This is a genomic window from Rhodoluna sp. (assembly GCF_024639375.1).
Taxonomy (GTDB): Bacteria; Actinomycetota; Actinomycetes; order Actinomycetales; family Microbacteriaceae; genus Rhodoluna.
This window is the reverse complement of sequence record NZ_JAHEIM010000002.1, coordinates 80,958-105,703: the sequence shown is the minus strand read 5'-3', so window position 1 is coordinate 105,703 and position 24,746 is coordinate 80,958. Positions and strand designations below refer to the sequence as shown.

At 52.5% G+C, this 24,746-nt stretch carries 23 protein-coding genes and 1 tRNA gene; 16 read left to right on the top strand and 8 right to left on the bottom strand.

Features of this window, described 5'->3' with window-relative positions; translation table 11 throughout:
• Window positions 1-11 precede the first annotated feature (11 nt).
• Window positions 12-1,328, bottom strand: coding sequence for an ABC transporter substrate-binding protein (locus Q0L28_RS01355; protein WP_296630501.1), 1,317 nt, complete (start codon window positions 1,326-1,328; stop codon window positions 12-14).
• 173 nt (window positions 1,329-1,501) lie between these two features.
• Between Q0L28_RS01355 and Q0L28_RS01350 the strand changes: the two genes are divergently transcribed.
• Both Q0L28_RS01350 and Q0L28_RS01345 read left to right on the top strand, forming a co-directional pair.
• The gene (locus Q0L28_RS01350) at window positions 1,502-2,608 is read left to right on the top strand and encodes an NAD(P)-dependent alcohol dehydrogenase (protein ID WP_296630498.1); all 1,107 of its coding nucleotides are present in this window, start codon (window positions 1,502-1,504) and stop codon (window positions 2,606-2,608) included.
• A gap of 14 nt (window positions 2,609-2,622) precedes the next feature.
• Entirely contained in the window at window positions 2,623-3,969 is a 1,347-nt protein-coding gene (locus tag Q0L28_RS01345; protein WP_296630495.1) for an ROK family transcriptional regulator, read from the top strand.
• Window positions 3,970-3,973: 4 nt separating this feature from the next.
• On the opposite strand, the gene Q0L28_RS01340 is transcribed toward Q0L28_RS01345, so the two are convergent.
• The gene (locus Q0L28_RS01340; protein ID WP_296630492.1) at window positions 3,974-4,756 is read right to left on the bottom strand and encodes an NAD(P)-dependent oxidoreductase; all 783 of its coding nucleotides are present in this window, start codon (window positions 4,754-4,756) and stop codon (window positions 3,974-3,976) included.
• Window positions 4,757-4,826: 70 nt separating this feature from the next.
• Between Q0L28_RS01340 and Q0L28_RS01335 the strand changes: the two genes are divergently transcribed.
• From Q0L28_RS01335 to Q0L28_RS01290, 10 genes are all read left to right on the top strand, one after another.
• Window positions 4,827-5,609, top strand: a complete 783-nt coding sequence (locus Q0L28_RS01335; RefSeq protein WP_296630489.1) for an IclR family transcriptional regulator — start codon at window positions 4,827-4,829, stop codon at window positions 5,607-5,609.
• Between the two features lie 109 nt (window positions 5,610-5,718).
• Window positions 5,719-6,954, top strand: a complete 1,236-nt coding sequence (locus tag Q0L28_RS01330) for a cytochrome P450 (protein ID WP_296630487.1) — start codon at window positions 5,719-5,721, stop codon at window positions 6,952-6,954.
• 52 nt (window positions 6,955-7,006) lie between these two features.
• Entirely contained in the window at window positions 7,007-8,089 is a 1,083-nt protein-coding gene (locus tag Q0L28_RS01325) for a PEP/pyruvate-binding domain-containing protein (protein WP_296630485.1), read from the top strand.
• A 62-nt stretch (window positions 8,090-8,151) separates the two neighbouring features.
• Window positions 8,152-9,969, top strand: coding sequence for a PEP-utilizing enzyme (locus Q0L28_RS01320; RefSeq protein ID WP_296630482.1), 1,818 nt, complete (start codon window positions 8,152-8,154; stop codon window positions 9,967-9,969).
• A gap of 21 nt (window positions 9,970-9,990) precedes the next feature.
• On the top strand, window positions 9,991-10,692 hold the full coding sequence (locus Q0L28_RS01315) for an HD domain-containing protein (RefSeq protein WP_296630480.1): 702 nt from the start codon (window positions 9,991-9,993) through the stop codon (window positions 10,690-10,692).
• Between the two features lie 2 nt (window positions 10,693-10,694).
• Window positions 10,695-11,456, top strand: coding sequence for a 3-oxoacyl-ACP reductase family protein (locus tag Q0L28_RS01310; protein WP_296630477.1), 762 nt, complete (start codon window positions 10,695-10,697; stop codon window positions 11,454-11,456).
• Window positions 11,457-11,487: 31 nt separating this feature from the next.
• Window positions 11,488-11,811, top strand: coding sequence for a 2Fe-2S iron-sulfur cluster-binding protein (locus Q0L28_RS01305; protein WP_296630474.1), 324 nt, complete (start codon window positions 11,488-11,490; stop codon window positions 11,809-11,811).
• A 2-nt stretch (window positions 11,812-11,813) separates the two neighbouring features.
• Window positions 11,814-13,049 (top strand): FAD-dependent oxidoreductase, encoded by a 1,236-nt coding sequence (locus Q0L28_RS01300; RefSeq protein WP_296630471.1) that lies wholly within the window; start codon window positions 11,814-11,816, stop codon window positions 13,047-13,049.
• 15 nt (window positions 13,050-13,064) lie between these two features.
• On the top strand, window positions 13,065-13,709 hold the full coding sequence (locus Q0L28_RS01295; RefSeq protein WP_296630469.1) for an HD domain-containing protein: 645 nt from the start codon (window positions 13,065-13,067) through the stop codon (window positions 13,707-13,709).
• 8 nt (window positions 13,710-13,717) lie between these two features.
• The gene (locus tag Q0L28_RS01290; RefSeq protein ID WP_296630466.1) at window positions 13,718-15,172 is read left to right on the top strand and encodes an aldehyde dehydrogenase family protein; all 1,455 of its coding nucleotides are present in this window, start codon (window positions 13,718-13,720) and stop codon (window positions 15,170-15,172) included.
• Window positions 15,173-15,207: 35 nt separating this feature from the next.
• Here Q0L28_RS01290 and Q0L28_RS01285 read toward each other — a convergent pair.
• The 6 genes from Q0L28_RS01285 to Q0L28_RS01260 form a co-directional block, all read right to left on the bottom strand.
• Window positions 15,208-15,281 (bottom strand) — tRNA-Lys (locus Q0L28_RS01285).
• A 23-nt stretch (window positions 15,282-15,304) separates the two neighbouring features.
• Window positions 15,305-16,192 (bottom strand): DMT family transporter, encoded by an 888-nt coding sequence (locus tag Q0L28_RS01280; RefSeq protein ID WP_296630463.1) that lies wholly within the window; start codon window positions 16,190-16,192, stop codon window positions 15,305-15,307.
• Between the two features lie 26 nt (window positions 16,193-16,218).
• Complete coding sequence (locus Q0L28_RS01275; RefSeq protein WP_296630461.1) at window positions 16,219-17,730, bottom strand: SDR family oxidoreductase; 1,512 nt, start codon at window positions 17,728-17,730, stop codon at window positions 16,219-16,221.
• 15 nt (window positions 17,731-17,745) lie between these two features.
• Window positions 17,746-18,702 (bottom strand): NUDIX hydrolase, encoded by a 957-nt coding sequence (locus tag Q0L28_RS01270; RefSeq protein WP_296630458.1) that lies wholly within the window; start codon window positions 18,700-18,702, stop codon window positions 17,746-17,748.
• Entirely contained in the window at window positions 18,702-20,831 is a 2,130-nt protein-coding gene (locus tag Q0L28_RS01265; RefSeq protein ID WP_296630456.1) for an RNA degradosome polyphosphate kinase, read from the bottom strand. Before Q0L28_RS01265 ends, Q0L28_RS01270 begins: the two co-directional genes overlap by 1 nt.
• 43 nt (window positions 20,832-20,874) lie before the next feature.
• Complete coding sequence (locus Q0L28_RS01260) at window positions 20,875-21,561, bottom strand: response regulator transcription factor (protein ID WP_296630453.1); 687 nt, start codon at window positions 21,559-21,561, stop codon at window positions 20,875-20,877.
• Window positions 21,562-21,627: 66 nt separating this feature from the next.
• On the opposite strand from Q0L28_RS01260, the gene Q0L28_RS01255 reads away from it, so the two are divergent.
• The 4 genes from Q0L28_RS01255 (at window position 21,628) to Q0L28_RS01240 (ending at window position 24,737) form a co-directional block, all read left to right on the top strand.
• Window positions 21,628-21,891, top strand: a complete 264-nt coding sequence (locus tag Q0L28_RS01255; protein WP_296630451.1) for a hypothetical protein — start codon at window positions 21,628-21,630, stop codon at window positions 21,889-21,891.
• A gap of 127 nt (window positions 21,892-22,018) precedes the next feature.
• Window positions 22,019-22,624: an FABP family protein gene (locus Q0L28_RS01250; RefSeq protein WP_296630449.1), complete on the top strand. Its 606-nt coding sequence runs from the start codon at window positions 22,019-22,021 to the stop codon at window positions 22,622-22,624.
• A gap of 2 nt (window positions 22,625-22,626) precedes the next feature.
• Entirely contained in the window at window positions 22,627-23,664 is a 1,038-nt protein-coding gene (locus Q0L28_RS01245; protein WP_296630446.1) for a folate-binding protein, read from the top strand.
• Window positions 23,661-24,737, top strand: coding sequence for an FUSC family protein (locus tag Q0L28_RS01240; protein ID WP_296630442.1), 1,077 nt, complete (start codon window positions 23,661-23,663; stop codon window positions 24,735-24,737). The genes Q0L28_RS01245 and Q0L28_RS01240 overlap by 4 nt, the downstream gene beginning before the upstream one ends.
• Window positions 24,738-24,746 lie beyond the last annotated feature (9 nt).

Here is a 24,746-nt window from a genome sequence, read left to right as displayed (position 1 = left end):
CTATTTGGTGATTACTTCAGCGGCAAAAGCTTGCGCGCTACCGGAACCGCTGGGTAGTTGGTGTTGTCTACAACAACCCACTCCCACTTTCCGTTGGTGATCTGCCACTGACCAACAACTGTTGGAATTGTAGCGATACCAGGGAATGGCCCACCAGTGAAGTCAATCTGACCGGCAAGTGTCATGATGTTGACGCTGTCGAACGCCTTGGTAACTTCTGCCTTGTTGAATGGGTCAGTTACCTTGGCTAGCGCTGCGTCTACAAGCTCAAACATTGCATAGTTTTCTGCAGTTGCCTGGTTCCAAATCAAACCCTTACCTTCTGGGCTTGCTTCGAAGTTCTTGATCCACTGGTCAGGAGTTGTGCCATCCCAGCTTGACTTGAATGGGAAGGTTGGACCCCACCAGGTGCCGAAGGCTAGACCTTGACCAATGTTGTTTGGAAGTGAAGGAACAAGCTGAGGGAAGAACAATGCCTTACCAACAGTGGCTACCTTAGGAGTGAAGCCCTGCTGCTTTGCCTGAGTCCAGAAAGTTGCGAAGTCAGGTGGAATTGGAACACCAGCGATGATCTGAACGTCTGCTGCCTTGAACTTCGAAATGATCGAAGTGAAGTCCTGGTTGCCATCTTCAAATGGTCCTGGGTCTACAACTGTGTAGCCATACTTCTTAACCAACTGGGCATAGCCAGTCTTTGCATCGCGGAATGCCTGACCGTCAGCGTCGTTTGGCCAAAGTACGCCAACCTTCTTGTTGGTTGCGATTTGATCCCAAGCGTGTGGGTCGGTGTCGCCGAAGCCTTCGATGCCAAAGAAGAAGTGGTGTGACCACTTCATTGGCTTTTCAGCGCTAAAGCCGCCACCGAATACAACTGCTTGCCAAGGGGCAATAGCTGAAAGACATGGAACCTGGTTAGCCTCGCACTGAGCGATAACTGGGTTTGTAGTCTCTGGGGTAGAGGTTGACAGCAATAGGTCAACCTTGTCTTGGGTAATTAGTTGCTGAGCAAGCTCGCCTGCTTTGGCAGGGTCTGAACCAGAGTCGCGGTCAAGAATCTCGACCTTGTAAGTTTTGCCCCCAATGGTGATGCCATCGGCGTAGTGCTCACGAACAACCTTGAGCATGTAAGGGTCACCGTCGGTGAAGCCTGCATAGGCACCAGTCGCTGGGTGAACATAGCCAATTTTGATTGTTTCTGAAGTGCTGCCACCACTGCCGGCAGGAGCACAACCGCTGAGCGCAAGAGCCGCAGCTGAAACCATAGCTGCGACAAACGCAACCTTGGCTAGCTTTGACTTCTTAGCTCCGTTGCTAAAAAGGTTTTCCATTTGTCTCAATCTTTCTTTTCAAAGCTTTTTGAGTTGGTGCACTCCAGAACGGAGTTGTTGATGAGTTTAGGCATTATTTTCAAGAGATGAAATAAATATGTCGATTCGTTATCTATCTGAGACATTTATGCGTTGTAATAGTTTGCAACGGCCTAAACAACAAAGGAGTTGGCATGAAGGTAACAGCAGCAGTACTTAATTCATACAATGAACCATTCGGCATCGAAAGCCTGGAACTGGGCGAACCCGGCCCAGGCGAAGTGGTTATCAAGATCGTTGCAGCGGGCATTTGCCACACCGATGGCCTTGCCCAGCATGCCGACCTGCCGTTTCCGACTCCTGGCGTTCTAGGCCATGAGGGCTCAGGCATAGTTCATTCAGTAGCCTCGGATGTGACTGACTTCAAGCCAGGCGACGCAGTAATCATTGGTTGGCCTTGGTGTGGCGAGTGCGAGCATTGCCTAAGCGGCCAGCCTCGTTACTGCGACCAACTTGGCCCACTTTTGGCTGGCGGTGGCCGTGCCGATGGTTCGACTGCCCTTTCTCGCAACGGCGAAAAGATTCACTCGCACTTCTTTGGTCAGTCATCATTTGCCACCTACGCAGTGGCTCGAGCTGCCAGCCTGGTGCGTGCCCCCGAAGGCGCTGACGTTCGCAAATTGGGGCCGTTGGCCTGCGGCATTTCAACCGGCGCTGGTGCAATCTTCAACGCTCTAAAGCCTGAGCTTGGTTCAACGATCGTTATTTATGGCACCGGCGCTGTTGGTCTGGCAGCCATCATGGCGGCAAAAAATACGGGAGCCAAGGCAATTATTGGAGTTGACCTAAATGACTCTCGCCTAGCGCTTGCCCGCAAATTTGGTGCAACCCACACCATCAATGCCGGCACCAGCAATCCGGTTGAAGAGATCAAAAAGATTCTTGGCGGCCTGGCTGACTACGCCGTTGAATGCACCGGCAATATCAAAGTGGTTCGCCAGGCAATCGACAGCGTTGGCATGTTGGGCACCACTTGCTTGATTGGTGGGGCACCGGCAGGCGCCGAATTTACCGCTGATCACATCACTACCCTTTGGGGCAAGCGCATCATCGGCATCCTCGGTGGCGAAGGCACCAGCAAAAAACTAATCTCCGGATTACTTGCGCTAAATGCCCAGGGTCGATTCCCTTACGACGAATTGGTGGTTGAGTTCCCTCTCGACCAAATCAACGAGGCATTGGCCGCTTCTTATTCAGGGGATGTTTTGAAGCCTGTTTTGATCATGCCTCACGAAGGCTAGTTGAGGATTTTCAAGTGACGAACCTAATGTGGGATGCTTTCTCAATGGGTTCTCAGGATAATCAGTTTCGCTCTCCAGCAAGAGTCGACGGCGCTGATCTTCGTGAGCGCAACCTTGCGGTGGTTTTGCATGACTTGCTGTTTGCGCAGCCAACTTCGCGCTCCGAAATCGCTGACCGCACCGGCCTAGCCAAAGCAAGTTTGACCGGCTTGATTCCAGAGCTTGAGGCTCTGGGGTTAGCGGTTGAGGCTTCAACTTCAAAGCCTGCCGCTGGTCGGCCTAGCAAGTTGCTCACCTTCGACGGCAAACAATTAGCGGTTGTAATTTGCGAGGTTAGCGAAACAGAAATCATCACAGAAAGCCTTGATCTAACCGGTCGAATCTTGCGTGTTGATCGCGAACCGCACAAGGCCAAACTTGGCGATGTCGAAACCGTTGTAAAGGTGATGGCAAACACCATTCAGCAACACCGCGAAAGCATTGCCAATAACGGCAGCCGGCCAATTCACATGGTGCTAGTTGTGGGCGCTGCGGTTCGAGGCGAGAAGCCAATTGTTTTGCAGTCTAAAGAATTGGGTTGGAACGGACCAGTTGACCTAGTTGGTCTCATGGAGGCTCGCATTCCACAAATGCGCGATTCCATTTCTTTGGTCTCTGGCGTCAACGTTGCTGCAAAAGCCGAGTTTGAAGCGCTCAAGCGTTTGCGCCTTGGTTATCCGAAGTCTGTGGTTTATCTGAAGCCCGACACCGGCATCAGCTCGGCAATTATTCTTGACGGCAATTTGCTGGTTGGCGCTCAGGGCATGAGCCCAATCTTGGCTCACATTGAAGTTGATTCAAATGGTGAAATTTGTGACTGTGGTCGCAGGGGCTGTTTGGTGGCGCAGGTTGGGCCAAGGAAGGTGCTTGAACTTGCTGGCCTCGGCAGCCAAATCACCGAGAGCGGATTGCAAGGTGCGTTGCAGGTATTTGTGGACAATCTCAAAAATGGCGATGAAGCCGCTGTTGAAGCCAGTCGCAAAATACGAAAGCAACTCAACAAATTTGCCGAGACTTTGGCTCTTCTTTATGATCCAGACTTCATTGTTCTCGGAGGCTATTGGGCAGAGATCTTCGAGATTCTCGAGCTCAACTCTGAAGACCTAACCCGTCGCCCAAATTTCTTTCAAACCGTTGAAGGCTATGTTGAACAAGACGGCCGCTCGGTGTTTCGCCCGGCTGCATTCGGGGCTCGCGCTGCTCGCGTTGGTGCCCTTCAAGAAGTGTTCATTCGAGTTCTAAACAGGCCGCTCATGTTGAAGGATAACGGCATGGTGCCTGCGCTTGGCCCAATTGCCGAGGGCCCGACCTACATTTGGTAACTACTTATTCTTGATCGCTGAACGGCACCTTTTTTAGGTGGTAGATCTTGTTGTAAATCAGTTGATTCGGTGCTGCAAAAAGACTTTGGTAATTCACGCCTTCAAGCATTTCAACCACATCCATCATTTCGATTTCGCGGCGCTTGGCATGTTTCACTGTGTCAACAAGGTGACCCTTGGCGGTTGCTGCAGTCATTGAGTCAAACTCTTGTTGAAGTTCTTCGAATGCCCAATCCTGCAAGCCCAGTTGTTCTGCCGCCCACATGTAATCAATAACGGCACCGGCAATATTTTTCGCCAGCATGTTGCTCAACAAATTGCGAGCGGCGGCTTCGCCGGGCACATCCGAAACATACGTGAGATTCATATCTAGGCTTTTGAAAAGTGCCATGAACTTTTCTGCGCCTGAGCCTGCAAACGAAAGAGGCACCTTTTCGGCTAGCCCAGCAACTGGCTTCATCACGGCCACATCGACGAATGAGCCTTCAGGAAACATCTCGCTAAGTTTGCGCTTTAGCGCGGGAGTGCTGACGTTCAGGTCGCAATACAAAGCACCTGCCATTAGGTGGCTCGCAACCTGCTCGGCATACTTGGTTGCCAAGGTGGACGAGTTGAGTGAAAGCACGACGTCGGCATCGGAAACGGCATCCGCAGCGTCGTCAATTTGAGGCACCACTGGGTTGTCTTTTTGGGCAAAGTCAAAGGCCACGACTTCAACGCCCTGTTCGGCTAAACCTTTTGCAATTAGCGAACTGGCCTCGCCGAGCCCTAGCACCGTAACCTTCATGGCTAAAGTTTAGGTGCCATGCGCTCGGATGCCCTTTCCCATTGAATGGGAATGCTGATACTCTTTCGGCATGAAACAGCCCAAGCAAGGTGCGGTTGCGGTCACCGATCGATTGCTAAGTGTTCTGGCTGCCTTTGAGGGCACATCGTTTCCGCTCACAATTTCTGAGATTTCGAAAAAGACAATGATTCCGTTGTCGACCACATACCGCATAGTTGGTGACCTTGAGCTTTGGGGTGCGTTGTCTAAAAACCAAGACGGCACTTACCAAGTGGGTGTGCGAATTTGGGAGCTGGGGCAGTTGGCCGGCATCAGCCAGCGCGAGCATGTGGTTCGCCCTTTTTTGCAGGATCTATTTGAGTTGGTTCACGAAAACGTTCACCTCGCCATTCGCCAAGGAGCAACCGCGCTCTATGTCGACAAGATCTATGGTTCAAAGAAGATGCCAACAGCAACCAGGGTTGGCTCCAAGATTCCGTTGCACGCAACCGCGGTTGGTCGTGTTTTATTGGCTGCCGAGCCTGAATGGTTTGTCGGCGCCTACCTTGATAAAAAGCTGGCGGCTCCAACCCAAAAGACCACGCTAAACCGTGAGAGTTTGGTGGTTGAACTGCGGATGGTCGCGCGCCAGGGCTTCTCGATTACGGTTGAGCAGCTGCGCCTGGGTGCCTCTTCAATCGCTGTGCCCATTGTGATTGGCGGCGAGACGATTGCCTCTGTTGGAATCGTTGTGGAGTCATCCAGAGCGGCTGAACTTCAGTCTTTGCTGCCTTATTTGAAAGGCACCGCCGAGCGCATTCAAAACGCCTTAAAGCCCCAGCACAAGCGGTTTTCCAGGGTTAACCTTCGCTAGGCGTTTATAACGCATTGGCAACTTCATCTCACTCAGTGAGAATACGTTTCCGGTTCACCTCGCGGTGAGAAAGTATTCCAATAAGCGAAATACTTTTGAGGAGACATAGATGTCAGACGCAGTTTGCCCAGCTGGATACCACGGGTTCGAACCGTTCGATATGAACAACCCTTTTCCTTCATACGAAGAGTTGCGCAAAGAGCAGCCGGTTATGTTTGATGACCGTGTTGGCTACTACGTAGTCACTCGCTATGACGACGTGAAGTCGGTTTTTGAAAACTGGCAAACCTTCTCATCTGAAAATGCCCAGGCTCCGGTGCGCCCAATTAGTGCGGCAGCCAAGAAGGTGATGGATGACGGTGGCTTTACTGCCTACTCAGGTCTTTCAGCGCGCATTCCGCCAGAGCACACTCGCATTCGCGCAGTTGCTTCAAAGGCTTTTACTCCTCGCCGCTACAAAGTGCTTGAGCCTTTCATTCGCGACAACACAAACATCATGATTGGCGAAATGTTGGCCAAGGGAGATGCCGGTGGCGACATCCTTGCAGACATCGCTTACGAACTTCCGGCAATCACAATTCTTACCTTGCTTGGTGTGCCAGTTGAAAAGATTCCAGAGGTTAAGGCGTGGGCTACTAGCCGTGCGGTTATCACCTGGGGTGAGCTAACTGACGAAGAGCAGATTCCTCACGCTCACAACTTGGTTAAGTATTGGTCATTCTGTCAGGAGCTTGTAGCGAATGCTCATGCCAACCCAGGTGACAACTTGGTTTCAGACATGGTTGCTTTGCAGCAGGCCGGCGATGAAATCAGCGACCACGAAATTGCATCTGTGCTTTACAGCATGCTTTTTGCAGGTCACGAAACCACCACAACTTTGATCTCAAACGCCGTTCGTGTTTTGCTTCAGCACCGCGTGGCATACGAAGCGTTGGTTGCCGACCCAGAAAAGATCCCTGGTGCAATCGATGAAGTTTTGCGCTACTCACCAAGCATCGTGGCTTGGCGCCGCAAGGCAGTTCAAGACGGCGAAATCGGTGGCGTGAAGATTCCAAAGGGATCTGAGATTTTGCTAGTCATGGGCTCTGCAAACCGCGACGAGAACGTGTTTGATCAACCAGATGCTTTTAACATCGACCGCGAGAACTCACGCAACCACCTGGCCTTTGGCTATGGCATTCACTACTGCCTTGGCAACATGTTGGCCAAGTTGCAGGCAAAAGTAGCACTTGAGGAGATCACCAAGAATGTGCCTTCACTGCGCCTCAAACCAGAAACTGAAATCAAGTTTGGAGAAAATCTCTCCTTCCGAGTACCAACAGCAGTACCAGTGGAATGGAACTAATCCTTCGGGGTTAGTCAACACAATCAGCTCAACCAAAAGGAAACCTACAACGATGTATACATTCCCTTTCGACAGTGCAGAGACACCTCAGCACGAGCGTCTAGGCGGCAAGTGCACCAGCCTCGCCATCATGACCAAAGCAGGCGCGCCTGTTCCTCCTGGTTTTGCAGTCACCACGGATGCCTACGACGAGGTGATGCGCGGAACCGATTTGTTCGAAAACATTGAGGCTCTTCTGGCCAACATTGACATCAATGATGTTGCGGCAGTAGACCAGGCATCGGCCAAAATTCGCGACATGATCATGCAGCAGCCTGTTCCTTCAGATGTGCACGAGGAAACACACAAGGCCTACGACGAACTCATGCAGTTGTGTGGTGGCGAGGTACCTGTAGCGGTTCGTTCAAGCGCTACCGCCGAAGACCTTCCAGATGCATCATTTGCCGGTCAGCAAGACACTTACCTATGGATTATCGGTCGCGACAATGTGATGCAAAAGATTCGCGAGTGCTGGGCCAGCCTTTACACATCTCGTGCAATCACCTACCGCAAGGCAAACAACATTGCCGATGAAGGTTTGTCCATGGCTGTTGCCGTTCAAAAAATGGTGAACTCACGCACCTCTGGTGTTGCCATGACCATCGACCCAAGCAACGGTGACCGCTCAAAGATTGTTATCGACTCAAGCTGGGGCCTAGGCGAAATGGTGGTTTCTGGTGAAGTCACTCCAGACAACTTCGTTATCGACAAGATCATGTTGCACCCGGTAAAGACCATCATTAGCGACAAGCACGAAGAACTTATCCCAGATGGCAAGGGCGGCATCATCAAGCAAGAAGTTGATGAAGCTCGCCGAAACAAGCCATCACTTAGCAGCGAAGAAATCATTGCTGTAGCCCGCCTAGCCAAGAGTGCCGAAAAGCACTACGGATGTGTGCAAGACATCGAATGGGCAATCGATGCAGATCTTCCAGACGGTCAAAACGTGTTGCTACTGCAATCACGCCCTGAAACCGTTTGGTCGCAAAAACCAGCAGAGGTGAAGTACACCTCAATGGGGTCGGGAATTGAAGCGATCACAACTTCGCTCATGGCTCAGATATCCACCGACCGCGCCGGCAAAACCGGTAGCTAGCACTTATCGCGTCACAACACTCTGCAACTCCTCAACGAAGAGAACTAAGAAAGTGATTAGACATGTCTCAAAAGCGCAAAAGTTTTGACTCCCCATATGATCTAGCTGCACCGGCTGGCGCTGAGGGTTGGCAAGAGCTTTACCCCTACAACATGGTCTTTCGCGACAACCTGCGCGAAAAAGAAGACCAGAAATTTTGGTTCTGTGACAGCCAGCACTGGCCTAACGTATTCAAGCCATTCGAAACCATTGGTGTTGAATACGCAGTTCGCTGTCTAGGTGCCTACAACACCCGTCACTACATCATCCCGCCAGCCAACGGAATTGAGTTCCGCATTCACAACGGCTTCTGCTACATGAGCCCGGTTGGTGTTGCGCCAGAACTTATTGCAGATCGCGTGCCTCACTTCTTGCAGCGCGCCGGTCACTACTTCCAAAACTGGGAGAGCTTGCTTGAGAACTGGAAGAAGAAGGTTCACGCAACCATCGAAGAGATGGACGCCATCGAATTCAAGGCACTGCCAGAGATGGTGGATTGGGCCGACATCGAGTCAGGTGCGGGCATTGACCCAACTGCAAAGATGATGGCTGACTACGATCGCCTAATTCAGCTTTGTTACCGCAACTGGGAATACCACTTCGAGTTCCTAAACCTCGGCTACGTTGCTTACCTTGACTTCTTTAGCTTCTGTAAAGAATCGTTCCCAAACATTCCTGACTTGGCAGTTGCCAAGATGGTTATGGGTGTGGACTCTGTTCTATTCCGTCCAGACGATGAACTCAAGAGCTTGGCAATGTTGGCGAGCAACCTTGGTCTTGGCGATGTATTTGCTACCAAGAACGGCGCGGATGACATTCTTGCTGAGCTTGCTAAGACCGAAAAGGGTCGCGAGTGGGTTACCGCTTGGAACAACGCACAGGACCCTTGGTTCAACTACACCTCGGGCAATGGTTTCTACGGTTCAGACGTCTACTGGCGCGATCACCTAGACCTGCCTATGGGATACATCCAGGACTACGTAGCGCGTGCGGTTAAGGGTGAGCAGCTACACCGCCCTAAGGATGCCCTAATCGTTGAGCGTGACCGAATCGTCTCTGAATACGGCGAACTGTTGAGCCCAGAGGCTTTGGCAACATTCGAAGGCAAGCTTGGTCTTGCTCGCATTGTTTATCCATACGTTGAAGACCACAACTTCTACATCGAGCACTGGACAATGGGTGTGTTCTGGCGCAAGGTTCGCCAACTATCCCGAGTGCTTCATGGCTACGGATTCTGGAACAACCCAGATGACATGTTGTACCTAACCCGCGATGAAGTTCGACCAGTGTTGTTCGACCTTGCCACCGGTTGGGGAGTGGGCGCAGACTGCATCGCGCCAAGCTACTGGCCAGAAGAGATCGAACGCCGCCGCAAGATCGTTGATGCTTTGGCAACCGCTCGTCCGGTTCCGGCATTCAACGAGCCACCTGCAGAAATCAACGAGCCATTCACCATCATGCTTTGGGGTATCACCACCGAGCAGGTGGCGCAGTGGTTGGGCAGCGACGACGATGACCCGAACCAATTGAAGGGCATGGCCGCATCACCAGGTGTTGTCGAGGGCATCGCCCGCATTATCACCGGCCCAGAACAGTTAGACCAGTTGCAGCAGGGCGAAATCCTCGTTGCGCCAGTTACTGCACCGTCATGGGGTCCGGTATTCGGCAAGATCAAGGCAACTGTTACCGACATCGGCGGCATGATGAGCCACGCAGCCATCGTTTGTCGCGAATACGGCCTGCCAGCCGTGACCGGAACCGGTTCTGCGTCAACAAAGATTAAGACAGGCATGATGCTTCGCGTTGACGGATCATCAGGCACAGTCGAAATCATTGGTTAATTTCTAGAAAGCAGCAGACAAATGGCAGCATCTCGCGAAGTAGTTAATTACTTAGGTCGTGAAGTCACGGCTAAATTGCCAGCACCAGAAATGGTGCCTGGGCTAATTCAACTCACCGATCGTGATGCTGCCATTTGGCAGCTTGCCAAGGATTACCTAAAGACTCGCGATAATGACGCACACTGCCTGTATGCCTATGGCATTGCAAATGCTTTGCTGTCGCAGATTCCAGAAGCACAAGAAAACATTGTGTTGCCAGCAATTCTGATTCACGACATCGGTTGGTCAACCGTTGACGAGCGCGAAAACCTTGAGGCCATCGCGCCAGACAAAGACGGCTCACGAGCTCACCTGATCATTCAGCACGAAAAAGAAGGCGCCAAGATTGCTCGACGCATTCTTACCGAGGTTGGTTTGCCTGCCTCAGACATTGATGAGATTTGTGACATCATCGACGGTCACGATTCGCGCTTGCAACCGATCAGCTTGAATGACTCGCTAGTGAAAGACGCCGACAAAATTTGGCGAGTCACCCCGCACGGCCGTCGCGTTGTAAACGACTGGTTCGGCCTCAACGATGAGCAGTCATTACGACTCTGCGCTTTTCGCGCTTACAACGAGCTTTTTACCGATGCTGGTCGCGCCATGAGCCGAGTGCTCGTGAGCCTGGCTTGCATTGATCAGACCCCGCAGCTTTCTAAAACGTATCGACCAAAGGAATAGAGATGGCAGTCGGATTCGAACTGAACGACAAAGTAGTCATCATCACCGGCGCGGCCGGTGGCTTGGGTCGCGAATTTGCCCTGGGCTTTGCGGCCGAGGGCGCCAAGATAATTGCGGCTGACCTGCAAGAGGCTGGCCTAGCAGAAACCGTTAAGTTGGTTGAAGCTGCAGGTGGTCAGGCTAAAGCTATTCAGGTTGATGTCACTAAGAAGCAGTCAACCGACAACCTTGCCGAAGAGGCAATCAAAGCTTTTGGTCGCATCGATGTGCTGGTGAACAACGCAGCAATCTACGCAACCATCAAGCGAGAGAAATTCACCGACATCGACCCAGACGACTGGGATCGCGTGATGGCCGTGAACGTCAAGGGTGCTTGGCTATGTTCTGCTTCGGTCTACCCAAAGATGACTCAACCGGGTGGACGCATTGTGAACATCGCTTCGGCCACTGTGTTCAGTGGTTCACCTCTTTGGATGCACTACGTTGCGTCGAAATCCGCGGTGATTGGTTTGACCCGCGTGATGGCCAAAGAAGTTGGCGCAAGCGGTGTGACCGTGAACGCAATTGCCCCGGGGTTCACTTTGACCGATGCCAGTCTCTCACTCATTGAGAATGCCGAGAATTACGGAGTAGACCGTGGTGCACTTAAACGAGCAAGTCAACCAGAAGACATCGTTGGCGCAGCAATCTTTTTAGCTTCAACCAAAGCCGATTTCATCACGGGTCAAACCCTGGTGGTCGACGGCGGCAAGCAATTCATCTAACCAAACAGAAGCACAACAGAAAGTAGCCATAATGCCAAAAGTCACATACATCCTTCCGGATGGTTCAGAAACTACTCTGGACGCTCGCGATGGCGATTCAGTAATGGAGACTGCAGTTAAGAATGGTGTTCGCGGAATCGTTGCCGAGTGTGGCGGCGCTTGCGCCTGTGCCACCTGCCATGTTTTTGTAGCGGATGAATTTGCAGACGTAGTTGGTGGCCCGGGTGAAGTCGAAGATGACATGCTCGATGGCGCAGTAACCGATCGTCGTGAACACTCACGCCTAAGCTGCCAAATCAAGATGTGTGCAGATTTTGATGGCCTTCGAGTAACGATTGCACCGAAGCAGGTCTAATCATGACAAACAAAATTCTCATCATTGGTGCCGGCCAAGCCGGCATGCAGATTGCCGACAGCCTTCGTGAAGAAGGATTCACTGGTTCAATCACGATGATTGGCGACGAGAGTCAACTTCCATATCAGCGACCTCCGCTGTCGAAGGCATTTCTTTATGGCGAGGCCGATGAAGAGAGTCTTGAGTTTAGAAACCAAAAGTTCTATGCCGACAACAACATCGAGTTGGTTTTGGGTGATGCCGTGGTTAACATCAGCACCACTGAAAACGGCGGTGTTGCCACCACCGCTTCGGGCAAGACCATTGAGTTTGATCGCATGGCGCTAACCCCAGGGTCGGTCCCACGCAAGCTGGAGATCGCAGGCTCAGACCTTGATGGTGTGCTCTACATGCGTTCGTTGGCAGATGCCCGCAAACTAAAAGAGCGTTGGGAAGCTGCCAAAAACGTCGTGGTTATCGGTGGTGGTTTCATTGGTCTTGAGGTTGCTGCAGTGGCCACCAAGGCTGGCAAAAATGTGACAGTGCTTGAAGGCGCAGATCGCATGATGGCCCGCGCAGTTTGCCCATTCACCAGTGAATACTTCAAGAACGCCCACGAGCGTCGCGGCGCGAAGATCACACTAAACGCGCGAATCAGTCACTTCGAAGGTGCCAACGGCAAAGTCAGTGGTGTTGCCCTCGAAGATGGCTCAGTGATTCCAGCTGAAATCGTGATGGTTGGCATTGGTGTGCTGGCTCGCACCGAAGTGGCTAACCTACTTGGTCTCGAGTTGGCAAATGGCGCAATTCTGGTTGATGAATTTGCTCAGACTTCGAACCCACTTGTTGTTGCAGCCGGCGATGCCGTGATGTTGCCAAACCCAACTGGCTCAGAAGGCTTGGTTCGACTCGAGTCGGTGCAGAATGCGGTTGACCAGGCTCACGTTGCAGCCAAGACTCTGTTGGGCAAGCGCGAGAGCTACCACGCGTTGCCATGGTTCTGGAGTGACCAGGCCGACATCAAACTTCAGATTGCTGGCCTTTCTACCGGTTATGACCAAACGGTTGTACGTGGCAATCCAGATGAAGATTCATTCAGTGTTTTGTATTACAAAAACGGTCGACTCATCGCTGTTGATGCGGTCAACCACGTTTCCGATTACATGGCAGTTCGCAAATGCCTCACCAATGCTCAAACAATTCCAGCGGATGCCGCTGCGGATTCTTCGGTAGCTCTAAAAACCCTAGTCACCGCTTAACGAAAGTTGAACAAGATGTCTTACACGATCGAAACTGTCGCCACTGTTGCCGGCGGTAAAAACCCAAGTGGCACCTGGACAAACTTGGATGACCTGTGGCGCGCAGTGGAGCAGCCGTTGCGTTCTCGCGGCAATGACATTCACACTCCGCTTTCGGTGATGTTTGCCGAGTTTCTTCTGGATGCACACCCAGAAGCTGACCCGCTGGTCACTCGCACCGCAATTCTGTTGCACGACACCGGTTGGTCTCGTTGCGATGAATCGAAGATTTTCACCGAGGGTTTTCAAGGTGATTGGCGCAAGAGTGACATTCGTCGACTTCACGAACTAGAGGGCTGCAACATCGCCCGGGAAGTGTTGCCTGGCTTGGGATACGACGAAGAAACCATCAAGCGCGTCACCGACATTATCGATGGTCACGACACACGCATGGAGTCTTACAGCATCGAAGACTCACTGGTGCGTGACGCAGACCGACTCTGGCGCTTTACTCCTGCTGGCATTGCTTTGGCCAGCGGTTGGTTCAAAAAGACTCCAAGCCAGTACCGCATTCAACTTCAGGAAACCACTTATCCAGAGTTGATCACCGAAACCGCGCGTGCACTTGCCTCAGCGGAGTTGGCGCGTTCTATCGAACTTCTAAAGCTCGACGTTATTTAGGACTAAGCATGAAACTTCAAGAGTTCCACGATGACCTCTTTATTGGAGGTCAGTGGGTAAAGGCTCACTCGACCGAACGAAACCGAGTTGCCAACCCAGCCACCGAAGAAATCTGGGGCGAGGTTCCAGTTGGCGATGAGGCCGATGCCGATGCTGCGGTAAAAGCTGCACGTGCGGCTTTTAAGAGTGGCGTGTGGAGCGAAATCGGCGCAGCCAAGCGTGCCGAAATTATGTTGAAGTTTGCCGACGAACTTACTGCTCGTGGTGATGCAATGGGTCGCATGATCACCACAGAAAACGGAACACCTATTTCTGAAAGCTCGTCGGCTGCCTCGCACTCGGCTGGCATTTTGCGCTACTACGCATCGCTGGCTGATTATGTCGACCAAGATGATCGTCGTGACTTTCCGGGTTCGCCAAATAAATACACGGTAGTTCGTCGCGAACCGCGCGGCGTTTGTGTGTTGATTGCTCCTTGGAACTTTCCGCTAACACTTGTGATGGTGAAGCTTGCGCCGGCACTGATTGCTGGTTGCACAGTGGTCATCAAGCCAGCTTCCGAAACTCCACTTGACTTGCGCGTTCTCATTGAAGCATCAGTTGCTGCAGGTATTCCAGCAGGCGTAATCAACCTAGTCACTGGTAATGCAAAAACCGGTGGTCTACTGGTGCAGCACCCGTTGGTTGCCAAGGTTGCCTTCACCGGTTCAACCGGGGCCGGCCGCACGATTGCCGAACAGGCTGCAAGATTGCTTCGCCCAGTCACTCTCGAACTTGGCGGTAAGTCAGCGAGCATCATTCTGCCTGATGCCAAGCTCGAAGATTTTGCCAGCATTTTGAATCGCACCTGTTTGCGCAACACTGGCCAAACTTGCTACAACTCAACCCGCATCCTGGCACCAAAAAGCATCTACAAAGATGTCGTCGATGCAGTGGCTGCAACTGTGGCAGCAACCAAAATTGGCGACCCGTTTGACCCGGCCACCGTTTATGGCCCGTCAGCCTCGAGTCGCCAGCGCGACACCGTTGCTGAGTACATTCGCATTGGCATTGCCGAAGGCGCTCAGGTAGCCGTTGGCGGCGAGGGAATGCCGGAAGGCATTGAGCGCGGTTTCTATGTGAAGCCAACCGTGTTTGCCAACGTCGACAACAGCATGCGCATTGCTCAAGAAGAAATCTTTGGCCCGGTATTGGTGGTCATTCCTTTTGAAGACGAAGACGATGCAGTGCGAATTGCTAACGACTCAGCCTTCGGACTCGGCGGTTCGATTTTCACCAGCGACCCAGATCGCGCCGAAAAGTTGGCGCACCGAATCGAAACTGGTTCGGTTGGCATCAACTTCTACGGTTCAAACCTGGCCGCACCGTTTGGTGGCTGGAAAGACAGCGGCATGGGCATGGAATATGGCCCAGAGGCCATTGGCGCGTATGTGCGCATGAAGTCAATTCACCGCGAGCGTTAAAAAAGAAAACCTCATCGTGGAGGATGAGGTTCTCGTAGGCCCCGTCGGGATCGAACCGACGACCCACGGATTAAAAGTCCGTTGCTCTAACCAACTGAGCTAGAGGCCCATGCTGCCAAAAGGCAACGCCTATTAGTCTAACAAGCGCGGCTGGATAAGTTCTTCCCGCACCTCTTTTGTTGGCCACTCCACAATCAACATGGCAGCGATCATGATGGCACCGCCAATCACGGTCTTGAAAGCTAGGGATTCCTGGCCAATCATCACAGCGATAACTGCCGCCCAAACCACTTCACTGGTTAGCAGAATCGCCACTCGCGAGGCATCCATAATGGATTGCGACCAGGTCTGCACCAAGAAGGCAATTGCCGTTGAGAACACAGCGGTGAACAGAACCGCGAACCAGCCGGCGCCATCCGGGGGAGATTGGTAAGCACCATCGGTGAATGCCCCGACCCAACTAACCGCGCCAACCACCAAAAGCTGAACCAGGGTGAGTGCGTAAACATCTTTGCCAGGGCTCCAAACACCTAGGCCAACAATGTGGGCGGCAAATAGCACGGCACACAAAACAACCCACAGCTGCCCTATTTCAAAACTCACGCCATTGATAGAAATGAGTGCCAGGGCCACTGTTGCCAGGGCAACGCCCCAGATAAGTTGCTTGCCAACTTTTTGCTGAAAAATGAGCCAACCAAAAAGGGGAGTCAAAACCACGTAAAGGCCGGTGATGAAACCGGTGATGGCTGCAGTAGAAAGTTCAAGACCAATTGTTTGAGTGATGTATCCCGACGCCAAAAGTAATCCCAGGGGAATGCCGTGCTTAAGCATGGTTTTGTCGATGGCTTTGAAAACACGAGGGCGAAAAGCAATCATCACCGCTGCTGCGATTGTGAATCGAATCGCAAGAAAGTCATAAAACGGCTGCGCGTTGATTGCGTCTTTCATTAGAACGAATGCTGCGCCCCAAGAAACTGCAACCGCTGTAAGCGCAATTGCGGCCCAAGTGGTTTTCTTCATCAAGCCAGTCTATTTAGAGAAAGGTTTTATTTCTTGCCTTGTGCGCAGTAGCGAGCCATTGAAGGAAATACCAAACCGTGCATTGGCCAGACTGCCCACCAATAGGCGTGCCCCAGCAATCCGCGCGGAGCATAGATTGCCACCTGGGTGAGAATCGAACCACTTGTCTCAGGGTCTGGTTCAACTGCAAATTCCAACCAGGCTAGACCTGGCATTTTCATTTCGGCACGCAAGCGAAGCAACTGATTCTTGTTGAGTGCTTCCACACGCCAAAAATCCACGGCGTCACCAACCTGCAAATGATTTGGATCACGTCGACCGCGGCGCAAACCAACGCCACCAATCATGCGGTCGGCAAGGCCGCGCAATTCCCAAGCCCAAGTGGCAGTTGAATAACCGTGATCGCCACCAATGCTCTCGATGCGTTTCCAAACTTCTGCAACTGAGTCGCTGGTGTGCACCACGCGAACATCTTTATAGAGCGTGCCACCGGCCCAGTCGGGGTCAGTAGGTAGCGGCTCAGATGGTGTGCCCGGCACCGAAGCGTCACTCCAACGAGTTTCAACTCGTGCGTCTTTGATCTTGGTGAGCGCCAATCGCACTGCGCGCTTAAAAGGGGTTAGGCCATCAGCTGGGTCTGCAATTAAACCTCGGATGCGATCATCCGCAGCAACCACTTCGTTCTTAAGGCTCGCCACCAATCGCTTGGCCAGCGTGTAAGGCACGGGTGTCACAAGACCAACCCAGCCACTTGAAAGTCGCGGTGTCAACACCGGCACCGGAATGATGATTCGACGACGCAGACCAGCGGCTTCGGCGTATTGCTGCATCATCTCTTTGTAAGTGAAAACCTGTGGCCCACCGATATCGAATGCGTCTGAAATTTCTGGCGGCAACGCTGCGGCACCAACTAGGTAACGCAACACATCGCGAATGGCGATCGGCTGAATGCGCACGTTTACCCATTTTGGAACAGTCATGATTGGCAAACGCTCAGTCAAGTAGCGCAACATTTCAAACGATGCTGAACCCGAGCCAATCACAACGCCGGCGCGCAACTCGATGGTTGGCACACCTGACTTGCGCAAAATTTCACCGGTGTCGGCGCGCGCCTGCAGGTGAGGTGACATGGTTTGGTTTGGCGCAATGATTCCACCTAGATAAACAATGCGACGCACTTTGTTTTGCAACGCAACACGACTGAAAAGTTCAGCCATTTCGTGCTCTTGTTCTTCAAAGTTGTCTTTCGACATCAGTGCATGAAGCAGGTAATAGGCGACGTCAACGCCGGTCAACGCATCTTTGAGGGCGAGTTCATTCATGGCGTCGCCTTCAACTACTTCAACCTGGTCAATCCACGGATGTGTTTTGAGGCGGGACGCATTTCTAGCCAGCACACGAACTCGATAGCCGTGCTTCAGCAGCTCGATAATCAGACGGCCGCCAATATATCCGGTGGCACCGGTGACAAGGCACAGGGCAGGTTTGCCATCGGCACTGCGCAAGAGTGGAAGGCCAGCGCTCGCTGAATCGTTCATGCCTTCACCCTACGGCTAAATCTTGTCTGGCGGGGTCTCGGTGGTGTGACGTTCAACCGACACAATTTTGCGCTTGTCGCCCTTTTTAGCGATGTGAACTACGAGCATCTCGGCTGGCTTCAAATCGGTAGCCTCTTTGATTGCAGCGACATGTTGCCATTCGCCATGAGGCACAAAAGTTTCGAGAATGGTTGGCAGTGCTGGGCGGTGCGAGCACACAACCGCCGAACAATTTTTAGCAATCAGATCTTTGACCACCTTTTGGGTGCGCTTCGGGCCTTTTTTGTTGCCGAGTTCACTTAGCTGTGAGCGCTCAACAATTGTGAGATTGCGGAATTTGGCATATGGGTAAACCGTGGTGAAGCAGCGCTCCCAGGGGCTGGTGACTACTCGGGTTGGGCCGAAGGCAGAAATCAATGGAACAAGTTTTTTTGCCTGATCAAAACCGGCCGGAAGCAGCGGACGCATTCCGTCTTCAACGTTTTTGCCACCCTTCCAATCAGATCGTGGGGTTGCCTTAGCATGGCGCAAAATAATAATCGGTTTGGTCCTGTGCAGTTCAGCTGCGTGCAACACTAAAAATTTATCCAAAACGTTGTGATCCACCGAATAGGTAAGCAGCGCGCGCGCTTCTTCGGGAGTTTTCCATTCCACCTTGGCCACTTCTTCGCCCGGCTCAAACGTTGAGCGCCTCAGCGCAGCGTCGGTTACGCGCGCAGACCAATAGTGAACTTCTTTTGGTTGGCCAGATGGAACGTGGTACTTCATCACATCTAGAAACGGGCCGAGTTTGATTTTCAAACCAGTTTCTTCGTGAATTTCGCGCACAGCAGTTTGAGGCAGAGTTTCACCCGGGTCAAGTTTGCCCTTAGGCCAGCTCCAGTCGTTGCGACGGGCGCGGTGAATCATTGCAACAAGAAGTTCCCCATTTACTTCGCGCCACAGCAGAGCTCCAGCAGCATAAATCGGCATTAGCTACGTTGCTTCCTCTTCGCATACACGTCAGCCATGATCTTGTCTTGCACGTCAACCAGGTTGGCGCCATCACGGTCGTACTTGAATCTACTCCACTTGCCATCTGGGCCAAGGTGCCAAGAAGCCGAACCGTCATCCATTGCTAGATCAAACATAGAGTTCATTTCGCGAATGTGGTCTGGCTGCGACAAACGAACCAAAGCTTCAACTCGGCGGTCTAGGTTGCGGTGCATCATGTCGGCAGAACCGATAAACACTGCTGGGTCGCCGCCACCCAAGAAGGTGAACACGCGTGAGTGCTCAAGGTAGCGACCAAGAATTGAACGCACGGTGATGTTTTCACTTAGACCAGGCACGCCTGGGCGAAGTGCACACATGCCGCGCACCAAAACCTCAACCTTTACGCCCGCCTTTGAAGCCTTGTAAAGCGCATCGATAACTTGCTCATCAACCAGCGAGTTAACCTTCACGCGAACGCGTGCATCTTTGCCGGCTTTCTTAAATTCAATCTCGCGATCAACGCGTTCAAGCAAGCCATCGCGCACACCGTTTGGTGAAACCAGCAGTGATTTGAACTCGGCTTCAGGCGCATAGCCAGAAAGCTGGTTGAACAACTTGGTTAGGTCTTCGCCAACCGATTCGCGAGCGGTAAGTAGGCCGTAGTCCTCATAGAAACGAGCGGTCTTCGGGTTGTAGTTTCCGGTGCCAACGTGGCAGTAGCGACGCAACTGGCCAGCCTCTTGACGAATAACCAAGGCCAACTTGCAGTGAGTCTTCAAACCCACGATGCCGTAAACCACGTGCACGCCGGCCTGCTCAAGCTTTCGAGCCCAAGCGATGTTGTTCTGCTCGTCGAAACGTGCCTTGATTTCAACCAATGCCAGAACCTGCTTGCCAGCCTCTGCGGCAGCAATCAAAGCGTCAACAATTGGTGAGTCACCCGAGGTGCGGTAAAGGGTCTGCTTGATTGCCAGAACCTTAGGGTCGGCAGCAGCCTGCTGAACGAACGCCTGCACCGAAGTTGAGAATGACTCGTATGGGTGGTGCAGCAGAATGTCGCGCTGACGCATCGCCGAAAAGATGCTTACGTCTTTGTCTTCAACCGGTTGCAAGAAGCGGTTGGTGATTACCTGGTGCGCTGGGTAGTGCAACTCAGGGCGCTTGATGCCAGAGATTTCAAAAAGCCCGCGAAGGTCAAGCGGTGAAGGCAAGTTGTAAACGTCTTCTTCAGAGATGTCTAGCTCACGAACCAATAACTCAAGAATTTGTGGGTTGATGTCGTTTGCAACTTCTAGACGAACCGGTGGGCCAAAGCGACGGCGAAGCAATTCTTTTTCTAGAGCAAGAAGCAGGTTCTCACCTTCGTCTTCGTCAACCTCAAGGTCTTCGTTGCGAGTCACTCTAAAGGTGTGGTGTTGCAGCACCTGCATGCCAGGGAACAGCAATGACAAGAATTCGCCAATTACATCTTCTAGTGGAACAAAGCGCACATCGTTGACGCCAGTGTTGCCTGGGATGCGAACAAAGCGAGGAAGAAGTGGCGGAACCTTTACACGAGCAAAGTGCTCCTTGCCGGTTTCAGGGTTCTGCACTACAACTGCAAGGTTTAGTGACAATCCAGAGATGTAAGGGAACGGGTGAGCCGGGTCAACTGCAAGTGGAGTTAGCACCGGGAAGATTTGGTTTTGGAAGTAATCGTGCAAAGCCGATTTTTCGGTTGCATCTAGCTCAGCCCAACGCACCAAACGAATTCCCTGCGCCTCAAGCGCCGGCTTTACATCTTTGATGAATAGGTTTGCGTGACGCTCTTGCAGTGCGTGCGCCTCGCGGCTAATTTCGCTAAGCACTTCTTGAGGTGAAAGACCAGAGCTTGACTCAACTGCCAAACCAGTTGCAATGCGGCGCTTTAGGCCGGCAACGCGAACCATGAAGAACTCGTCGAGGTTTGAGGCAAAGATCGCCAAGAAGTTAACGCGCTCTAGCAAATAAAGCTTTGGATCCTCGGCCAGTTCAAGCACGCGCTGGTTAAAAGCCAACCAACTGAGCTCGCGGTCTAGAAAACGGTCGGCTGGGTACTCGAGGCTTGATTCGGGCACAGAGATGGCCATGGTTTCTTCAGAAGACATGTGAGCAATCTTGTCATCTTATGGTTGCCACAAGGTAAACGAATTAATACCCGGCGTCGGCCATTTCGGCGTCTTCTTCAGACAAATTGAAGCGGTAGCCCACGTTTCGAACGGTGCCAATCAAGGTATCCAGGTCTTCGAGCTTCGCTCTTAGGCGACGGATGTGGACATCCACAGTGCGGGTGCCACCAAAGTAGTCGTAGCCCCAAACCTCGCTGAGCAACTGCTCGCGGGTGAATACGCGGCCTGGGTGCTGGGCCAAAAAGCGCAAAAGCTCAAACTCTTTATATGTGAGGTCAAGTGAGCGGCCATGCACTTTGGCCGAGTAGCTGGCCTCGTCAATCACAACGCCCGAGGCGTGAATCTTGTCTTGGCCCTCAGCAATTAGGCGGCGGCTAAGCGCCAAGCGAATGCGGGCATCGATTTCACCAGGGCCGGCGTTCTCAAGAATTACGTCGTGCACGCCCCAGTCACCCGAGACTGCAGCCAGGCCGCCTTCGCGAAGCACCAAGATGAGCGGTGCGGTTAGGCCGGTGGTCACCAGAATTTTGGCTAGGGATTTTGCGCCGGCGAGATCGCTGCGGCCATCCAAGAAAATGAGGTCGTGGCCAGGGGCGCTAACCAGGTTGGCTGGTTCGGCGGCCATGTAGCGAATGCGGTGGCTCAGAAACCCGAGCGCAGGCAAAACTTCTTTGTCGGTCGATGCCGACAGAACTAGAAGCTGGGCCATGTCTCTCTCCAAACTGGTGCTGTAAGTCTAAGCCAGTTGGCCTGAGGCGTAGGGCATGATGGTTTTGTGAACTCAAAGTGGACTGAGATCGTTTCGATCTGGATTTTGGTGGCAATTGTCACCGTGGCTCTGATTTGGCGCTTTCCGGCTGAGGGCCATCTGATTGAAGTCTCTTTTGGGGCCATCTTGGCTGGTTCAACCGCCTTGGTTTCAGTGATTCACCTCTTCAAAGCCGATGTTGAAGGCTTTGTGCGCAAGTTGATTTATGTGGGCGGCGGCAGCACCTTGATTCTGGCAATTGCCACGGCCTACATTTTTTTGAGCCGATAGACTTTTTGCATGATTAGTCTTCTAGCTCTCGAGATTTTCTTCACCGGCCTCTTGGTTTTGGCTTCATTGGCCATCGCTGCTGTTTCAGCCCTCGTGCTTTACAAGTTGTTCAAGGGTCAGAAATAAGTTGTTCGTACTTCCAGAAGGTCTTCCTCTGGAGCTCACCCCATTCGCCTTTCTAGTTGGCAAATGGGAGGGGACCGGAGTCATCAGCTATAAGTTGAATGATTCTGACGAGGCCCCAATTGAACAAGAGTTCAAACAGCGCATGGAATTTGCGCACGACGGCTCGAATGCCCTCACCTATGTTTCTTCGGCCGAACTAATCGCCGACTCCAGCACTCCGTTGCCAAGTGAACTTGGCTACTGGCGCTTGGCTAGACCAGCCGAACCTGCCGATCACGGCCCAGGCCTTTTGGTAGGCACCGGCACTCCAAGTTTGCAAACCCACGAAGACCTCGAAAAGTTGCGCAATAAAGAAGGTGGCTTCGACATTCAGGTTTCAATGTTGCACCCGGGTGGAATGGCCGAGCTTTACAACGGAAAAATCAAGGGTGCTCGCATCGACCTTGCCTCAGCACACGGTGCTGCATTCGAAGGTGCAAAAACTTATCGACACTCAACCAGACTTTTCGGTTTGGTTGAAGGTGCACTGTTGTGGGTTTGGGAAATCGCGTTACCCGGCGGCGACCTAAAGCCGCATGCATCTGCACGCCTTGAACGAGTTGAGTAAACATGAGTGTTGCCGCACATTTTGGTAACCCAATGATTGAGCAACGCAATTTAGTTGCCGGCACAGCAATTGTTGAACTCGGCCCTCGGGGCATCATCACCGTGAGTGGCGAAGATCGCCTAACTTGGTTGCACTCTTTGCTCTCGCAAAATCTTTCAAACCTGGCGCCTGGAGTTTCTGCCGAAACATTGTTGCTAGACCCGAACGGTCACGTCGAACAGGTAATCCACTTCTTAGATGACGGTCAAACTTCTTGGTTGATTGTTGAAGCAGAAGGCCGCGAACCATTGTTGTCCTGGCTTAACAAAATGGTGTTTCGCAAAAAAGTTGAAATTCAAGACCGTTCGGATGACTTCGCAGTAGTTGGTCACCTAGGTGCGGCATTGACTGAGGCCGAGGTTTCTAATGGTGTGCCCTTGGTTTGGCAGGATCCGTGGCCGGGCGTAGTCGCCGGTGGAGTTCGTTATTCAATGGCTCGACCTGCAGTTTGGCCTTGGACCGAAAACCTAATTGCGGCTAGCAACATCGTTGCAGTTGCTGCAAATTACGAAGCCGCCGGACTAATGGCTTATGACGCGGTGCGCGTTGCAGCGCATCGCCCGCGCCAACTCACCGAAGTTGACGACAAGGCTCTGCCTCACGAATTTGATTGGCTTTCAACCGCGGTGCACATGAGCAAGGGTTGCTACCGCGGCCAAGAAACGATTGCCAAGGTGCACAACCTTGGTCACCCGCCTCGTCGCTTAACTTTCTTGCACCTCGATGGTTCGGGGCACGCAATTCCCGATGCGGGTGATGCGGTTCGAGTTGCTGGCGATGAAGCCATCCGAGGCAAGATCACCGTTGCGGCCAACCATTATGAGATGGGCCCGATTGCATTGGCGCTGTTGAGTCGAAGCGTGCCCGAGGCAGCTCACCTGGTTGTTGAAAGCAGTGTTGGGGCGATTGCCGCGAACCAAGAAGTAATCGTGCCGGCTAGCGCTGGCAAGGCCGCGGATTTGCCGAAGCGCAATTTGTTGATGGGCGGAAGGCACAAATGAAAACTCCAAAATTGCACTGGAGTTTGCGCGAATCAACATCACGCGTAATTCAATCGGTGCCACCGATTTTGCAAATTGTTCTGGGTGCCACCGCCGCTTTTTCGATTGCTCATTTTTTGCTTGGGCACACCAATCCAATCTTTGCGGTTACGGTCACCATTGCTTCGCTAGGTTTTTCGCGTGATGCCAGACCGAAGCGTGTGCTGCAAACAGCCTTTGGAATGATTCTGGGAATTGCACTCAGTGAAGTTTTGCTTTGGGTGATTGGCTCAGGTGTTTGGCAAATGGCACTCGTGCTGTTGATTTGTCTCACCGCTGCAAGATTTATCAACGGTTCTGCTGCGTTTGCACTCACGGTTGGCATTCAGGCGATGTTGGTTTACATCATGCCGGCGCCCGAGGGCGGTGCATTTATCCGTAGCCTTGATGGTTTGCTCGGTGGTGCAACTGCATTACTTTTCACCGCGTTGATTCCGCGTGACCCGCGCGGCTTGGCCAAGCACGACGGTGAAGCTTTGTTCTTTGTTTTTCTTGATTCACTAAAGGCACTCGAGATTGCAGTGCGCCGAGTTGATAACCGAGTTGCCGACGCGGCACTCGCGCAGATGCGCAAGTCTCAACCGCTGGTAGACAACTGGCGCCTCTCGCTCGACAGTGCAATTGCCGTTTCGCGCATCTCGCCGTTTCTTCGCAAATATCGCGATGAACTTTCGGGACAAGTGCGCTTGATGCGTGGCATGGATCTTGCGACTCGCAATTTGCGCGTAGTGGTTCGTCGCGTTGACTTTTTAGTTGACGACGGCAAGGCCAGACCATACCTGGCTGACTTGTTCGATCAGATTGGAAGCGCAACCACGATGTTGCAGCGTGGTCTCGAGGACGAACAAGCTCGTGGCGATGCTCAAGAAATGTTCGTTGAAATTATTCACCAGCTTGACCCAAAGCGCTTCGGCATCGCCAACGAAATTCGCGAGGCAAGCGTTTTGCTGTTGCTGCGCCCGTTATTGGTCGACCTGTTGTGTGCCAGTGGCATGACTGAGGATGCCGCTCGCACCGAATTGCCGACTATCTAGGCAGCTCAA

Coding starts and splice junctions, on each gene's coding strand:
- Q0L28_RS01355 (WP_296630501.1), bottom strand. CDS start 1,328: ATGGAAAACCTTTTTAGCAACGGAGCTAAGAAGTCAAAGCTAGCCAAG.
- Q0L28_RS01350 (WP_296630498.1), top strand. CDS start 1,502: ATGAAGGTAACAGCAGCAGTACTTAATTCATACAATGAACCATTCGGC.
- Q0L28_RS01340 (WP_296630492.1), bottom strand. CDS start 4,756: ATGAAGGTTACGGTGCTAGGGCTCGGCGAGGCCAGTTCGCTAATTGCA.
- Q0L28_RS01335 (WP_296630489.1), top strand. CDS start 4,827: ATGAAACAGCCCAAGCAAGGTGCGGTTGCGGTCACCGATCGATTGCTA.
- Q0L28_RS01330 (WP_296630487.1), top strand. CDS start 5,719: ATGTCAGACGCAGTTTGCCCAGCTGGATACCACGGGTTCGAACCGTTC.
- Q0L28_RS01325 (WP_296630485.1), top strand. CDS start 7,007: ATGTATACATTCCCTTTCGACAGTGCAGAGACACCTCAGCACGAGCGT.
- Q0L28_RS01320 (WP_296630482.1), top strand. CDS start 8,152: ATGTCTCAAAAGCGCAAAAGTTTTGACTCCCCATATGATCTAGCTGCA.
- Q0L28_RS01315 (WP_296630480.1), top strand. CDS start 9,991: ATGGCAGCATCTCGCGAAGTAGTTAATTACTTAGGTCGTGAAGTCACG.
- Q0L28_RS01310 (WP_296630477.1), top strand. CDS start 10,695: ATGGCAGTCGGATTCGAACTGAACGACAAAGTAGTCATCATCACCGGC.
- Q0L28_RS01305 (WP_296630474.1), top strand. CDS start 11,488: ATGCCAAAAGTCACATACATCCTTCCGGATGGTTCAGAAACTACTCTG.
- Q0L28_RS01300 (WP_296630471.1), top strand. CDS start 11,814: ATGACAAACAAAATTCTCATCATTGGTGCCGGCCAAGCCGGCATGCAG.
- Q0L28_RS01295 (WP_296630469.1), top strand. CDS start 13,065: ATGTCTTACACGATCGAAACTGTCGCCACTGTTGCCGGCGGTAAAAAC.
- Q0L28_RS01290 (WP_296630466.1), top strand. CDS start 13,718: ATGAAACTTCAAGAGTTCCACGATGACCTCTTTATTGGAGGTCAGTGG.
- Q0L28_RS01280 (WP_296630463.1), bottom strand. CDS start 16,192: ATGAAGAAAACCACTTGGGCCGCAATTGCGCTTACAGCGGTTGCAGTT.
- Q0L28_RS01275 (WP_296630461.1), bottom strand. CDS start 17,730: ATGAACGATTCAGCGAGCGCTGGCCTTCCACTCTTGCGCAGTGCCGAT.
- Q0L28_RS01270 (WP_296630458.1), bottom strand. CDS start 18,702: ATGCCGATTTATGCTGCTGGAGCTCTGCTGTGGCGCGAAGTAAATGGG.
- Q0L28_RS01265 (WP_296630456.1), bottom strand. CDS start 20,831: ATGTCTTCTGAAGAAACCATGGCCATCTCTGTGCCCGAATCAAGCCTC.
- Q0L28_RS01260 (WP_296630453.1), bottom strand. CDS start 21,561: ATGGCCCAGCTTCTAGTTCTGTCGGCATCGACCGACAAAGAAGTTTTG.
- Q0L28_RS01245 (WP_296630446.1), top strand. CDS start 22,627: ATGAGTGTTGCCGCACATTTTGGTAACCCAATGATTGAGCAACGCAAT.
- Q0L28_RS01240 (WP_296630442.1), top strand. CDS start 23,661: ATGAAAACTCCAAAATTGCACTGGAGTTTGCGCGAATCAACATCACGC.